A 12,764-nucleotide genomic window follows, 5' to 3' on the forward strand; every position below is an offset into this window, starting at 1 on the left:
CTTTTTATTTTTCAGAGCGATTTCTGTAGTTTCTAACTAGAACGAAAACGGAGATTAAAAAAGCAATTATGTAAACAATAGCTAAACCTGTTTTCTCAAATTTTAAATTTTTAAAATCGAATTGCTTGAACAATGTTACGCCCAAAATAATTGCTACAATCCAAAAAGTAAACGATAGTAATTTTTTATTTTCCATAATTTTTCAATTTTAATAAGTCGATTTCCTTTTCATGAAACGAATATAAGAAATATTCTAACTAAAATTTAACGAGTGATTAAATGTTGAAATTGAGAGAATTAAAGATAAAACCTCCAAAATCAATGACTTTGAAGGTTTTTAAATTAATTTTTTTATGTCTTATAAAATTATTTCATTAGGCTAATATTAGTTAAACCCCCATCAGAAAGTATTTCTGTACCCACTATAAAAGCTGAATCATCTGATGCTAAAAATACGGCAGCTTTTCCAATATCAGACGGAAGTCCTTGTCTGCCAACAGGAGTAATATCGATCCAAAGTTGTTTTACCTGCTCTAATTGTTCTTCGGGCACTAATTTTCCGAAAACAGGCGTATCGATTGAGCCAGGCGATAGCGCATTAACCCTTATGTTTCTTGACAATAAATCTAATGATAAACCTTTTGCCAATGATATAATAGCTGCTTTTGCAGCAGCATAAATTGCCATTCCCGGCGCTGCACGATGCGCCGCACTAGATCCAATTAATATAATCGAAGCGCCATCATTTAGATACGGAAGTGATTTTTGTACCGTGAAATAAGCACTTTTCAGGTTTAAATCCATATAACTATCATAGCTTTCTTCTGTAGTATCATTTATGCTTCCCATTGGAACACCGTCTACAACACCTCCTGCATTTACGACCAAGGCATCAATTTTTCCAAATTTTTCAAATGTTTTCTTGAAGATATTTTCTAAATCACTTCCATTGGTGACATCACCTGAAACAGCTATAAAATCTGTCCCCAACGCTTCAATAGCAGTGTTTAATGTTGTTTTATTTCTTCCTGCAACTGTTCCGACAGCGCCTTCATTTCTAAATGCTTCTGCAATACCAAAACCGATACCGCTATTGCCTCCTGTAACTACAGTTACCTTATTTTTTAATTTGCTCATTTTGTTGTTTTTAAATAATTGTATAAAATTATAGACCGAATATTCCGCCTGATACTGAAATTTTCTCTCCCGTAATCCATGCAGCATCGTCAGAAGCAAGAAATACGGCTACTTTTGCAATATCTTCCGGCTGGCCTGTACGTCCAAGAGGGGTAGTCGCAACAAATTTTGCTTCATTGTCGCTGCCAATAAAACCTGCTGAACGAGAACCTTCTGTCTCTACAATTCCTGGGAGAATAGAATTAATTCGGATATTTCTTCCGCTGAATTCCTTAGATAAAGAAATTGTTATCGCATCTAAAGCGGCTTTAGTTGCTGAGTATACTGATCCTGTTGGAAGGGGCGTATTACTTGCTCCCGAGCTTATATTGATAATATTACCGCCTTTTTCGCCAAACAACTTTAAAGACTGTTGAATAGCAAGTAATGAACCCAAAACATTAATATTGAATTGTTCATGAAAAGAAACTGCTGAAAATTCTTCGATTGGTGCATATTGATAAACTCCGGCATTGTTTACCAAAATATCTAATGCGCCAAAAGTATTTTTCGTTTCTTCAAATAATCTGATTACATCTGATTCTTTCGAAACATTGCCTTGCACAGAAATTGCTGTTCCGCCATTATCTATAATTTGTTTTACTACCTTTTCAGCATCTTCTTTGCTTGATGCATAATTCACAACTACTTTTGCACCTTCTGCGGCAAAATATTTAGCAATAGAAGCACCAATTCCTTTTGATGCCCCTGTAACTACTGCTACTTTGTTTTTTAATTTGTTCATTTTTATATTTTTTAGAATATCTTAATGATGCAAATTTAAAACAGATTAATTTATTTTAGTAACTTTGTAACTAAAAGTAACAGTAACCTCGAAGTAACAAAGTAACATCATGGAATGTAAACCGATTGAAAAAGAACTACATAAAAAAGAGATGATGGCAGTCCAAGATTCAATGGACGTGTTGAGCGGCAAATGGAAAATAGCGATTATTTCATCTATCTGTTATTACAACAAAAGAAGATTTTCAGATATTCTAAATGATGTAGTGGGTATTTCAAACAAAATGCTGAGCAAAGAATTGAAAGAACTGGAAATAAACAAACTTATTAAAAGATCTGTTTTGGAGACGCAGCCCATAACTGTTGAATATACTTTGACAGATCACGGAAAAACACTGCAAACTATAATTAACAATCTAACAGATTGGGGAATAGAACACAGGAAAAAAATTATTGAAAAATAGTTTCTTAAAAATAACAATACAAGCCTTCAAAGTCATTTGATATTGGAGGCTTGTATTGTTATAGGTCAATAATCAGTTGCAAATCAGTTAATTTATAACTTCTTGTTTCGATATAAAATAATTATATCAAAAAAATCTTATGGAAATTATTTTATTTATCTATAGCCATTTATTAAAGCGTACATTTGAAGTGAAATGATAAATAACTAATGGATAACAAAGAGAATATAAGGATCTTACTTACTGATGATGATGCTGATGACAGAGAATTTTTTGCTGATGCAATTGCCGATATTCATCTTAATTTTCCGGTTGAATTTTGTAAAAATGGTTTAGAACTCGTAAACCGTCTTTATGATAAAAATCTTGGTATCCCAGATATCATATTTTTAGATCTCAATATGCCAATAATGTCTGGTATTGAGAGCTTAAAACAAATTCGTGATGATTCTAAATTTAAGAATATTCCCATAATTGCGATTTATTCGACATCGGCAACAGAAGATGGGATTAGAGATACTTTTGGATTGGGTGCCAACGCGTATATAGTAAAACCAACTGATTTTAATGATTTGAAAAAATTACTTAAAAAAGTTATCGAAATGGATTGGAAAGAAAAACTAAAAAAATTAGAATACGAATCTTTTATCATTACAATATAGATTTTAAGAATTTTACTACATTACATACTTAGCATCGATTTACATTCCTAATACTTGTCTAAGAAATTAATAATTGAAATCATGCAAGATCAAAAAAACAGTTTACCAAAGGCGACACGCCAAGATTTCCCCATTGTTGGCATTGGTGCTTCTGCGGGTGGGCTAGAGGCTTTTAGTCAGTTTATTGATGCTATTCCTGCTAACTCAGAAATGGCTTTTGTTGTTGTACAGCATTTGCATCCGCTGCATGACAGCATTCTTACAAAGCTTCTTTCGAGAGTTGCAAAAATTCCGATTAATGAAATTACAGATGACATTCATTTAGCTCCAAATAACATTTACGTTATTCCGGAAAATAAAATGCTTACCTCTTTTGACGGAGTCTTAAAATTAAGTCCACGTGAAAAAGAAACAAAAAATCAAGCTATAGACATCTTTTTTTCTTCATTGGCAGAAGTACATCTCGATTTAGCATATGGTATATTGCTTTCAGGAAATGGTTCTGACGGAACTATTGGCTTAAAAGCGATTAAAAACCACGGAGGTGTTACTTTTGCTCAGGATTCTGATGCGGCTTATAATGAAATGCCGCAAAATGCCATAAATGCAGGAGTTGTTGATTATGTAATGCCACCAAGAAAAATGGCAGAAAAAATAATGAGTATTTCACAATCAAAAGAAAGTCTTATCAAAGAAACTGATCCAAATGATGAGGCAGTATTTGAGGAGATTATTAAAATTTTGCGTCATAACAGCGGAGTGGATTTCACTTATTACAAACAAACTACCATACGCCGCCGTATTGCCAGAAGAATGGCTTTAAGCAAAATCATAAATCTTAAAGAATATCTTAAATTTTTGCAAGGAGATAAATCAGCATCAGAGGATTTATTTAATGATATGCTTATACCGGTCACTGAATTTTTTAGGGATACTAAAATTTTTCAGATATTAAAAGAAAAAGTTTTCCCAATATTAACAGACAGAGTAACAGAAGGAAATACTATACGAATCTGGATAGCAGGATGTTCTACCGGCGAAGAAGCGTATTCACTGGCCATTGCTCTTCATGAATTTTTGGGAGTGAATCTGCAAGGAAAGGAAATTCAGATTTTTGCTTCGGATATTTCAGAAGTGACAATTAAAAAAGCTAGAATTGGATTTTACAGGAAGTCTCAAATGCGGAATGTTTCTGAAAATATTCTATCAAAATATTTTACAGCAAATACAAATGGTTACACTATAAAACGACAAATTAGAGATTTGTGTGTTTTTGCAGTTCATAATTTTTTAAACGATCCTCCTTTTGCAAAAATGGATTTAATTACCTGTAGAAATGTATTTATATATATGGATTCGTTTTTGCAGAAAAAGTCGTTGTCAACATTTCATTATGCTTTAAAAGAAAATGGCTTTTTACTTTTAGGAAAATCAGAAACTGCAGTTCCGGCAGCTGAACTTTTTCAGTCGTTTGACAAAGCGGGTAAAATTTATATCCGCAAACAGGTTTCAGGAAGATTTGTGCATTCGGGTTTAGGAGTTAATGAGCGATTAAAAAGCTTTAAATCAGATGTCAAAAGAAAAGAGATTATCAAAGAGGATTTTAGAAAAAGTGCTGAATTAACGCTGCTTGCCAATTATACTCCTGCAAGCGTAATTGTAAATGAGCAAATGGATATTGTTCATATTAACGGAAGTATCGCAGATTTTATTGAGCTTTCGACAGGAAAACCTACCTTTAATCTGGTCAAAATGGCTCGGGAAGGTCTTGCTTTTGAGCTTCGTAATGCGTGGCATAAAGTCAAAGAAACGGGTTTGCTGATTAAAAAAGATGGCATACAAATTACAAATAAAGGAATTATAAGTGAAATTACTATCGAAATACAGCCATTAAAGGATACTGCAGAGCCCTATTTTCTAATATTATTTTATAAAAGTCTTATTACTAGTCAAGATCCTGCTATAAGCAAATCAGGTAGTGAGCAAATACTTGAAAATGCAAATCTCCTAAAGATTGCAAAACTGGAAAAAGAGTTGGCAAAAATACATGCTGATGTTAATGCTATCAGCGAAGAGCAGGAAGCCTCAAACGAAGAACTTCAGAGTGCCAACGAAGAATTGTTGAGTGGTAGTGAAGAGCTGCAAAGTCTTAACGAAGAACTGGAAACTTCTAAAGAAGAATTACAATCCAGCAACGAAGAACTTTTGCAGATTAATCAGGAACTTTTAAACAAACAGCAGGAAATTAATATTTCTAAAAATTACACAGAAGCAATTGTAGCTACTCTTAGAGAGCCTATTGTCGTGTTAGATACTGATTTAAGAATTAAAAATATAAATCGCGCATTCTCAAAAAAATATAATATTGCAAAAGAGGAGGCGACCGGCAAACTAATTTATGAAATTCAAAATCATCTTTTTGATAATATTTCCATGCGCGAAATGCTTGAAAAGGTGCTTAAAGAAAAAACACAGCTGGATGATTATCAAATAGCTGTAAATCTATTGCCGTATGGCGAAAGTATTATGTTGTTAAACGTAAGACAAGTAACTAATGAAGCTAGTAAGAAACAATTGATTCTGCTGGCAATCGAAGATATTACTGAAAGAAGAATAGCCGAAAATAAGCTGAAAGTATTATCAGACGGTTTTGAAGCAAAAGTTCTTGAACGCACTTCAGATTTGCTTACTTCTAATAAAGAATTGGAAAGTTCTATTAAAAAATTGCATACTGCCAATGTTCAATTGCAAGAGTATGCATATGTAGCAAGCCATGATTTGCAGGAACCTTTGCGCAAAATATTAATGTTTATAAGCCGACTCGTTGGCATGGAGGAGAATATATCTGATGAAGCACATATCTTGATCCAAAAAATCAGTAAATCCTCTAAAAGGATGACAACACTTATTAAAGATTTACTAGCTTATTCTTCTTTAGATGATCCTGAAAAACAATTTGTAAATACAGATTTAAACTTAGTTTTAGCAAATATCCTAATTGATTTTGAGCTTTTGATTGAAGAACATAATGTTAAAATAACTACGGAAGAACTCCCTACTATTAATGCTATTCCGTTGCAAATGAACCAGCTTTTTTATAACCTAATCAGCAACGCTCTTAAGTTTTATAAAAATGACGGTTCTGTTTCTAAAGTAAAGATAAGTTCAAAGAAACTTTCATCTAAACAAGTTCAAAAATACTCCACTTTAGATCCAAATCTTGATTATTGTGAAATTATAGTAAAAGATAACGGAATAGGTTTTGACAAACAATATGAGAGTAAAATTTTCACTATTTTTCAAAGACTTCATAATAGTGAAATGTACACAGGAACCGGAATCGGATTATCGATTGGTAAAAAAATTGTTGAAAATCACAAGGGTATTATTTTTTCTAAAGCAGAAGAAAATATTGGAGCTGAATTTCATATCATTTTGCCACTATAATTTACTGTAAACATTAGGGTTAAATAACTCCATATAGATTTCTGGTTTAGGTAATTTATTAAATCCATATTTTTCATAAAGCCAATCTGCGGTTGATGTCAGCAAAATCCATCTTCTAAGGCCTTGCAGGTTTGAATGGGCTATAACTGTGTCCATCATTTTTTTTGAAAGTCCTTTTCCGCGGTAATTTTCTAAAACATAAATATCGCCTAAATAAGCAATTGTAGAAAAATCTGAAATTACTCTCGCAAATCCAATTTGTTTGCTGTTGTGAAATATTCCAAAGTTCAATGAATTTTCAATAGAAATTTTTACCTTCTCAAACGGAATATTATCACTCCATCCTGAATATTTTGATAAAAAATCATGAATTGCGACAACATCCATTTTGTTTTTGTCTGTCGTAATAAAGTATTCATCAAAACTAAATTCAACTAATTCCATGTGATTTGATTTATATCCGTAATTTAAATGTTGATCATTAACGAATATAAGAAAAAAAAAGCCCATTATTTCTAACGGAGCTTTTATGTTATTTTTTAGCTTATTTACCACGGACTTACTTCAGTTTCATCTTCAATATCATTACTGAAAAACTTTCCTGTTGGTCCATTTTGATGTATATAAGTATGCTTAATGATAAATGTTGCAGCACTTTCTACCGTTCCTGGCCCGCTGTGATGGTTAAAATCTGTAGCTGTATAACCTGGATCGATTGCATTGACATTGAATGGCAAATCTTTCAGTTCGTATGCTAACGCAATTGTGTAAGCGTTTAAGGCTGCTTTTGATGTGGCGTAGCTTGCAGGTTTAATATCAAAATATTTCCAAGTAGAATCGCTGTGAAGTGTTAAAGAACCAAGTCCAGAAGTAATGTTGCTGATTCTTGGGCTTTCTGATTTTTTCAGCAAGTCTAAAAATGCTTGTGTAACACTGATAACACCAAAGAAATTTGTATCAAACACAGTTTGAATGTCGCTAATTGCAGTAGTCGAAGCATTCTGAGGAAAATCTCCGCTGATTCCCGCGTTATTTATCAGAATATCTAATTTGCCCTTCTCTTTTTCAATTGTGTTTTTTGCAGCTAAAATTGAATCAGGTTTTGTAACGTCGATTTGAATAGCTTGGATATTTTCAAATCCATTTTCCTTAAGCTCTTTTACTATCGCATTTCCTTTTTCAAGATCTCGTGTTCCTAAATAAACAAATAATCCTTTTTTAGAAAGTTGTTTTGTTGTTTCTAATCCAATACTTCTGTTGGCACCAGTTATTAATACAGTTTTCATTTTATGTGTTTTTAAATTATTGAAGCAAAGGTCTTTCGTTTAAAAACAAAATCATTTGTCATTTGGCAAAAAGCGATTTACTGTATATTTTTTCTAATTCGGCTTAAAGATGATTGTGTAATGCCTAAATAAGACGCCACATAAGAAAGTGGAATACGGTTGACAACATTCGGATAGATTTTTAAAAACATCAAATAGCGCGTCGTTGCGTCTTCAGTAACTAACGGACTTCTTCGTTCTACTTTTTGTCTTAATGCTCTGGAGATAATTTTGTTTACGATTGCTTCCCACGGAATAATAGTATCTAAAAGTTCTTGCCAATCTTTTTTAGAAAAAACCAGCATCTTACAATCTGTGATTGCCTGTACATAAGCATTTGAACAAATTTCATTGTCAAAACTCTCTAAATCGACTACCAAATTATTTTCATCAATAAAATATTTGGTAATTTCTTCGCCTTTATTATTGTAATAGCAAACTCGTACAATTCCGTCTAGAATAAACCCAACTTCTTGTGCAATTTTGCCCGCTTCAGAAAAATATTCATCTTTGGGCAACAATCTTTCGGTAGCTTTTTTTGAAATTAAATCAAGCTGCTGCTGATTTAAATCTCCAAACTGCAGTATAAAATCTATAAATGCTTTCATATGCGAAAGGTAAGTAAAGTTTTTTATGGAGAATTTGTCATATGACAAAAAGAAAAAAAATAGATTTTATAACGTCATTTTTTTTAGTTCCTCTTCAAGACGGTCAAAGTTTTCTTCATTTTTATCTACCACAAAAGGTCTTAATTTGTTTGATTCTTCTGGCGTTTCAAAAACCATTCTAAAAACGATTTTAGTTTGATTGCTCGAGAGTGCATCAAAAGTTGCAACGACATTAAACAAAGGCTTAGAAATGCGTATCCAAGCAATTTCAGCAGGTTTTTCAATTTTTACAAATTCGCATTCATTCTGAAAATTTCCTTGTTCTGGAGCGTGCATTACAAATTTCCATTTCCCGCCCGGACGCAAGTCAAATTCACTAAAAGTATTAGTAAATCCTTTTGGCCCCCACCAATTCTTTAAATGATTTGGATTTGTCCAAGCTTCAAAAACAAGTTCTTGCGATGCGTTCACGATTCTGCTGCTAACAATTTCGCAGTCTGGAGTTGTCGGGAAGGTTACAGCTTTCATTTTATAAATCTTTTAAATAATTATTTTGAAATTTTAAAATCTCGTATTCGTATCATGTTGATCATATAAGGCCACATCTCGTTTCCTATTGCGCCTGGATAAGCGCCAACATTTGAGGTTTCTTTAAATTCTTCTTCTTCATTCAATTGAATTTCAGAAAAATACTTCAATGAAAGTTTTGTTCTGTTTTTAAAAAGAAGTAAAACCTTCATGTTTTTATTTTTTTCTGCTTCTGTATCGCCATTCGATCCAAGGCAGAAATAAAAGTCAATTGTTCCTTCTTCACCATCTTTTTCAAATAAATCATCATGATCAAAACTATCAATTATTTCGGTAAATTGTTCAAATTTTATAATAGAATAGGTAATATTTTCAGGATCAGCTGTATTTAATTTAATGGTAAACTTCGCACCAATTGGAAATTCAAAGCCTGATTCATAAGGGCTTGGCAATTCTTGTGCAAAACTGGTTAGGCTTAAAAAGAAAGTTAGAAAGGCTATTATTGGTTTCATTTTCATAATTATATTTTTAAATTCGATTTTCATTTAATTGCAATTGCATTATCGGTAAAAACCTGTCCTTAATTGAGGTTTCAATTTCTCCTATTTTCACAAAACCAAATTTGGTATAGAATAATGCAGCATTTGGTTCAGCGTTCAATACTATTTTATTTATTGGTTGGCTTTTCAATATTCTTAAAAAATCATTCATTAGCTTTTTTCCAAAACCTTTTCCGATGTATGTTGGCAGAATAAATAAATTATCAAGTTTTACAGTTGTTTTATCTTGATAAACGAATGAATAATAGCCTATTATATGATTTTCCAGAACCAATTTATAAACTGAATTGGTTTCGATATATTCTTTAGTGACAGTTAAAAATTCAGACCATATTTCAATTTGTTCATCAGAATATCCCCAATACGCTTTAGATTTTTTCGTTATTGCGGTTAAAACTTCATGATCGGAGCTATCTGCTTTTTGAATTATCATTCTTAAAATTAGTCAAAATATTAGATTAAATATAGCTAAAAAAGCTCTAGTTAAAAAACTAAAGGTTTCTTAAATTGATTTGAATGCAAGTTTAGTTGTTGTAAATTAGCTAGATACGATAATTTTTAAATTTACAGACCATGAAAAAGAAGATCATATTTGTCGCCTTGCTGCTCGGTTTTGTAATATCAGCCAGTGCTCAAAAGAAGATTGAAATTTCTGAACTGCCAAAACCAGCTCAGGAATTTTTGAAAAAATATTTCAGCAATACATCAGTTGAGATTGCTAAAAAAGATGCCGAACACGGAGAAAAAGGCTTTGAAGTCATATTGAAAGACGGCACAGAAGTCGAATTCTGGAAAGACGGTTCGTATCGAGAAGTTGATGGAGACGGAAAACCTATTCCGACTGGTTTTATACCGAAAGTAATTAATGATTATGTGGCACAGCATTATCCAAACGAAAAAATCACACACATTGATTACGGACATAAAGATCTGGATGTCGATTTAACGAACAAAATTGATTTAGAATTTACCAAAGAAGGTCAAATTTTAAAAGACAAAAAAGAATAGTCGATGACATTGCATTTTATTTTTAAACCTTAAAAATAGTTGGTTTTTTGGAGGTTTTTTTTATAATATCCAAGTATAAACTTTTTACAAGTGTGTAAACTTTATACAGATTTGTTTTTATCAGAAATAGATAAAGGCCTCACTTTCAAATTGAAAACTTTATGGCACGGGCATTGTAAAATGGGGTAGTATCCATTTGTGTATACAAATTAAATTACATTAAAATAAAAGCCATACAGATAAAAAAATCAATAGCCCGATATGAAAAGTGAAACAATTATTTCAGACCAATTTTATTCATCAAACAGCGATACCATTAACAAGGAACTTTCTTTAAACAGTTCTCTTTTTCGTGTAAATAGCAAATCAGCAAAAAAAGAAAATCAAACTTCAAATTCATTAGGTACAATAGTGCTTGTAGGTACTTTTATCTTAATGCTTACTGGTGCATTTTTAGTTTATAAATTACAGCCCGACTTTGATCAGTTTCAAATCGAAAGGATAAATTCTTCATGGGGTTTTCCTTTTCTAATTGTTGCAGCTGCATTATTCTTCTTTCAGACAGGTTCTTTCTTCTATAATTTGTATCTGTATTTTAAATACAAACCAATTGAGTCTGTTTCAGATGAATTATTGCCAACATGTACTGTAATTGTTCCCGCATACAACGAAGGAAAATTAGTTTGGGATACCCTATTAAGTCTTGCAGAAAGCGACTTTCCTGAACAAAAACTGCAAATACTTGCTGTTGACGATGGAAGTAAAGATGATACTTGGTATTGGATGCAGCAGGCAAAAATTAAATTAGGAGATCGTTTATCGATATACCAACAGCCAGAAAACAAAGGAAAACGCCATGCTTTATACCGCGGATTCGAGCTTGGAACGGGTGAAATTTTTGTAACAGTCGACAGTGATTCAATTGTAAAAAAAGATACTTTGCGAAATCTTGTAAGTCCGTTTGTAGTTAATAAAAAATGTGGGGCCGTAGCTGGAAATGTTCACGTTTTAAATAATAAAAAAGCGTTGCTTCCTAAAATGCTAAATGTAAGTTTTGTAATGAGTTTCGAATTTATGCGTTCAGCAGAAAGCATGTTAGGATCTGTTCTTTGTACTCCGGGCGCTGCAGCTGCATATCGCAGCGATGCTGTCTTTGCTTGTCTACCAGAATGGATCGATCAAAAATTCATGGGGCAGCCATCAGACATTGGCGAGGACCGCGCCATGACGAATATGATTTTAAAACAAGGATTTCATGTCTTATTTCAAAGAAATGCATACGTTTTAACGAATGTTCCTGAAGAGTATACAGGTTTATATAAAATGTTTATCAGATGGGGAAGAAGCAATGTACGTGAGAATATCATGATGGCGCAATATGTATTTAAAGATTTTAGAAAAGAATCTAAATTTGGCGCAAGACTTTTATTTCTAAATCAGTCATTAAAAATCATTATGGCATATCCGTTCTTACTATTTATGTTGCTTTTTATTGCTGTGCATCCTCTATTATTTGTTAGTTCTACGCTTTTAAGTATATTGATTGTATCGAGTTTTTCGGTTTTATTCTATGCAAAAAGATACAGTTTTTCAGATGCTTTTTGGGCTTATTCCTATAGTATTTTTTACACTTTCAGCTTATTCTGGATTACACCTTATGCAATTGCTACAGCTAACAAGAGAGGTTGGCTGACACGTGGTTTGACTGAAGCTAAGCAGCAGGTATAAATTATAAAGTTAAAAGCTCCTAAAAATTAATTTTAGGAGCTTTTTTTATTGTTGTGGTTATGTATTTAATTGAGATAGAATAATTAAGATTATATTTTAGTAAGTGTAACTTTCATTTCTTTTAAGTCTAATATCAGTTTATCATCTGTTATAGTACTTTCGCAAGGATACGGAGTTCCTGTTTCATCTTTTATTACTAAACTTTTTCCTCCTTTTGTCAATGCATAAGTTCCATCTGTTATTGGTCGCTGTAGATATCCTGTTACATGTCCGTCTTTTGTAAAGGTTAGATTTCCTGATGTAAGGATTACATGTTTAGCCGAATCTGAAAGTGGCATTTTAGCTTCTACAGCAGTGATTTTCCAAGAGTTTACCAATTTGTTTCTTTTGCTGTGACATGAAATCATTAATACTGCTAATAATGCAACTCCGAAGATAAATAATTTAGATTTTTTCATGATTATTTGATTAAGAATTAGTTATGAAAAGTTACGAAAAAAAATAATATGTAAAA

The 12,764-nt window shown here is 32.3% G+C and carries 15 protein-coding genes; 5 read left to right on the forward strand and 10 right to left on the reverse strand.

The genetic code is table 11. The features are described from left to right. Positions 1-4: 4 nt before the first annotated feature. From IRZ83_RS00515 to IRZ83_RS00525, 3 genes are all read right to left on the reverse strand, one after another. Complete coding sequence (locus IRZ83_RS00515; protein WP_029270327.1) at positions 5-196, reverse strand: hypothetical protein; 192 nt, start codon at positions 194-196, stop codon at positions 5-7. Between the two features lie 170 nt (positions 197-366). Then, positions 367-1,137, reverse strand: a complete 771-nt coding sequence (locus tag IRZ83_RS00520; RefSeq protein ID WP_194566070.1) for an SDR family oxidoreductase — start codon at positions 1,135-1,137, stop codon at positions 367-369. Between the two features lie 28 nt (positions 1,138-1,165). Then, complete coding sequence (locus IRZ83_RS00525; RefSeq protein ID WP_194566072.1) at positions 1,166-1,921, reverse strand: SDR family NAD(P)-dependent oxidoreductase; 756 nt, start codon at positions 1,919-1,921, stop codon at positions 1,166-1,168. Between the two features lie 109 nt (positions 1,922-2,030). On the opposite strand from IRZ83_RS00525, the gene IRZ83_RS00530 reads away from it, so the two are divergent. The 3 genes from IRZ83_RS00530 (at position 2,031) to IRZ83_RS00540 (ending at position 6,493) form a co-directional block, all read left to right on the forward strand. Next, complete coding sequence (locus IRZ83_RS00530) at positions 2,031-2,384, forward strand: winged helix-turn-helix transcriptional regulator (RefSeq protein ID WP_029270321.1); 354 nt, start codon at positions 2,031-2,033, stop codon at positions 2,382-2,384. A 209-nt stretch (positions 2,385-2,593) separates the two neighbouring features. Then, positions 2,594-3,046 carry a response regulator gene (locus tag IRZ83_RS00535; RefSeq protein ID WP_029270314.1) on the forward strand — a complete coding sequence of 151 codons (453 nt, stop codon included), beginning with the start codon at positions 2,594-2,596 and terminating at the stop codon, positions 3,044-3,046. 81 nt (positions 3,047-3,127) lie between these two features. Beyond that, positions 3,128-6,493: a CheR family methyltransferase gene (locus IRZ83_RS00540; protein WP_194566074.1), complete on the forward strand. Its 3,366-nt coding sequence runs from the start codon at positions 3,128-3,130 to the stop codon at positions 6,491-6,493. Here IRZ83_RS00540 and IRZ83_RS00545 read toward each other — a convergent pair. From IRZ83_RS00545 to IRZ83_RS00570, 6 genes are all read right to left on the reverse strand, one after another. Further along, positions 6,488-6,937 (reverse strand): GNAT family N-acetyltransferase, encoded by a 450-nt coding sequence (locus IRZ83_RS00545; RefSeq protein WP_194566076.1) that lies wholly within the window; start codon positions 6,935-6,937, stop codon positions 6,488-6,490. The two genes, IRZ83_RS00540 and IRZ83_RS00545, sit on opposite strands and share 6 nt — an antisense overlap. 104 nt (positions 6,938-7,041) lie before the next feature. Further along, positions 7,042-7,779, reverse strand: a complete 738-nt coding sequence (locus IRZ83_RS00550) for an SDR family NAD(P)-dependent oxidoreductase (RefSeq protein ID WP_194566078.1) — start codon at positions 7,777-7,779, stop codon at positions 7,042-7,044. A 77-nt stretch (positions 7,780-7,856) separates the two neighbouring features. Next, positions 7,857-8,426, reverse strand: a complete 570-nt coding sequence (locus IRZ83_RS00555) for a Crp/Fnr family transcriptional regulator (protein WP_194566080.1) — start codon at positions 8,424-8,426, stop codon at positions 7,857-7,859. A 66-nt stretch (positions 8,427-8,492) separates the two neighbouring features. After that, the gene (locus IRZ83_RS00560) at positions 8,493-8,954 is read right to left on the reverse strand and encodes an SRPBCC family protein (protein WP_194566082.1); all 462 of its coding nucleotides are present in this window, start codon (positions 8,952-8,954) and stop codon (positions 8,493-8,495) included. Between the two features lie 20 nt (positions 8,955-8,974). Beyond that, positions 8,975-9,466, reverse strand: coding sequence for a hypothetical protein (locus IRZ83_RS00565; protein ID WP_157494969.1), 492 nt, complete (start codon positions 9,464-9,466; stop codon positions 8,975-8,977). Positions 9,467-9,482: 16 nt separating this feature from the next. Further along, positions 9,483-9,947, reverse strand: coding sequence for a GNAT family N-acetyltransferase (locus IRZ83_RS00570; protein WP_029270300.1), 465 nt, complete (start codon positions 9,945-9,947; stop codon positions 9,483-9,485). A gap of 140 nt (positions 9,948-10,087) precedes the next feature. Between IRZ83_RS00570 and IRZ83_RS00575 the strand changes: the two genes are divergently transcribed. Beyond that, on the forward strand, positions 10,088-10,522 hold the full coding sequence (locus IRZ83_RS00575; protein WP_194566084.1) for a PepSY-like domain-containing protein: 435 nt from the start codon (positions 10,088-10,090) through the stop codon (positions 10,520-10,522). A gap of 261 nt (positions 10,523-10,783) precedes the next feature. Further along, a complete protein-coding gene (locus IRZ83_RS00580; protein WP_194566086.1) occupies positions 10,784-12,250 on the forward strand; it encodes a glycosyltransferase in 1,467 nt (488 codons plus the stop codon). Between the two features lie 89 nt (positions 12,251-12,339). Here IRZ83_RS00580 and IRZ83_RS00585 read toward each other — a convergent pair whose 3' ends face one another. Beyond that, a complete protein-coding gene (locus IRZ83_RS00585; protein ID WP_029270295.1) occupies positions 12,340-12,708 on the reverse strand; it encodes a hypothetical protein in 369 nt (122 codons plus the stop codon). Positions 12,709-12,764 lie beyond the last annotated feature (56 nt).

This window comes from Flavobacterium sp. JLP (assembly GCF_015350755.1).
Classification (GTDB): Bacteria; Bacteroidota; Bacteroidia; order Flavobacteriales; family Flavobacteriaceae; genus Flavobacterium.

What these genes read in the sequence shown, in the direction of transcription:
- IRZ83_RS00515 (WP_029270327.1), bottom strand. Translation starts at nt 196, where the DNA reads ATGGAAAATAAAAAATTACTATCGTTTACTTTTTGGATTGTAGCAATT.
- IRZ83_RS00520 (WP_194566070.1), bottom strand. Translation starts at nt 1,137, where the DNA reads ATGAGCAAATTAAAAAATAAGGTAACTGTAGTTACAGGAGGCAATAGC.
- IRZ83_RS00525 (WP_194566072.1), bottom strand. Translation starts at nt 1,921, where the DNA reads ATGAACAAATTAAAAAACAAAGTAGCAGTAGTTACAGGGGCATCAAAA.
- IRZ83_RS00530 (WP_029270321.1), top strand. Translation starts at nt 2,031, where the DNA reads ATGGAATGTAAACCGATTGAAAAAGAACTACATAAAAAAGAGATGATG.
- IRZ83_RS00535 (WP_029270314.1), top strand. Translation starts at nt 2,594, where the DNA reads ATGGATAACAAAGAGAATATAAGGATCTTACTTACTGATGATGATGCT.
- IRZ83_RS00540 (WP_194566074.1), top strand. Translation starts at nt 3,128, where the DNA reads ATGCAAGATCAAAAAAACAGTTTACCAAAGGCGACACGCCAAGATTTC.
- IRZ83_RS00545 (WP_194566076.1), bottom strand. Translation starts at nt 6,937, where the DNA reads ATGGAATTAGTTGAATTTAGTTTTGATGAATACTTTATTACGACAGAC.
- IRZ83_RS00550 (WP_194566078.1), bottom strand. Translation starts at nt 7,779, where the DNA reads ATGAAAACTGTATTAATAACTGGTGCCAACAGAAGTATTGGATTAGAA.
- IRZ83_RS00555 (WP_194566080.1), bottom strand. Translation starts at nt 8,426, where the DNA reads ATGAAAGCATTTATAGATTTTATACTGCAGTTTGGAGATTTAAATCAG.
- IRZ83_RS00560 (WP_194566082.1), bottom strand. Translation starts at nt 8,954, where the DNA reads ATGAAAGCTGTAACCTTCCCGACAACTCCAGACTGCGAAATTGTTAGC.
- IRZ83_RS00565 (WP_157494969.1), bottom strand. Translation starts at nt 9,466, where the DNA reads ATGAAACCAATAATAGCCTTTCTAACTTTCTTTTTAAGCCTAACCAGT.
- IRZ83_RS00570 (WP_029270300.1), bottom strand. Translation starts at nt 9,947, where the DNA reads ATGATAATTCAAAAAGCAGATAGCTCCGATCATGAAGTTTTAACCGCA.
- IRZ83_RS00575 (WP_194566084.1), top strand. Translation starts at nt 10,088, where the DNA reads ATGAAAAAGAAGATCATATTTGTCGCCTTGCTGCTCGGTTTTGTAATA.
- IRZ83_RS00580 (WP_194566086.1), top strand. Translation starts at nt 10,784, where the DNA reads ATGAAAAGTGAAACAATTATTTCAGACCAATTTTATTCATCAAACAGC.
- IRZ83_RS00585 (WP_029270295.1), bottom strand. Translation starts at nt 12,708, where the DNA reads ATGAAAAAATCTAAATTATTTATCTTCGGAGTTGCATTATTAGCAGTA.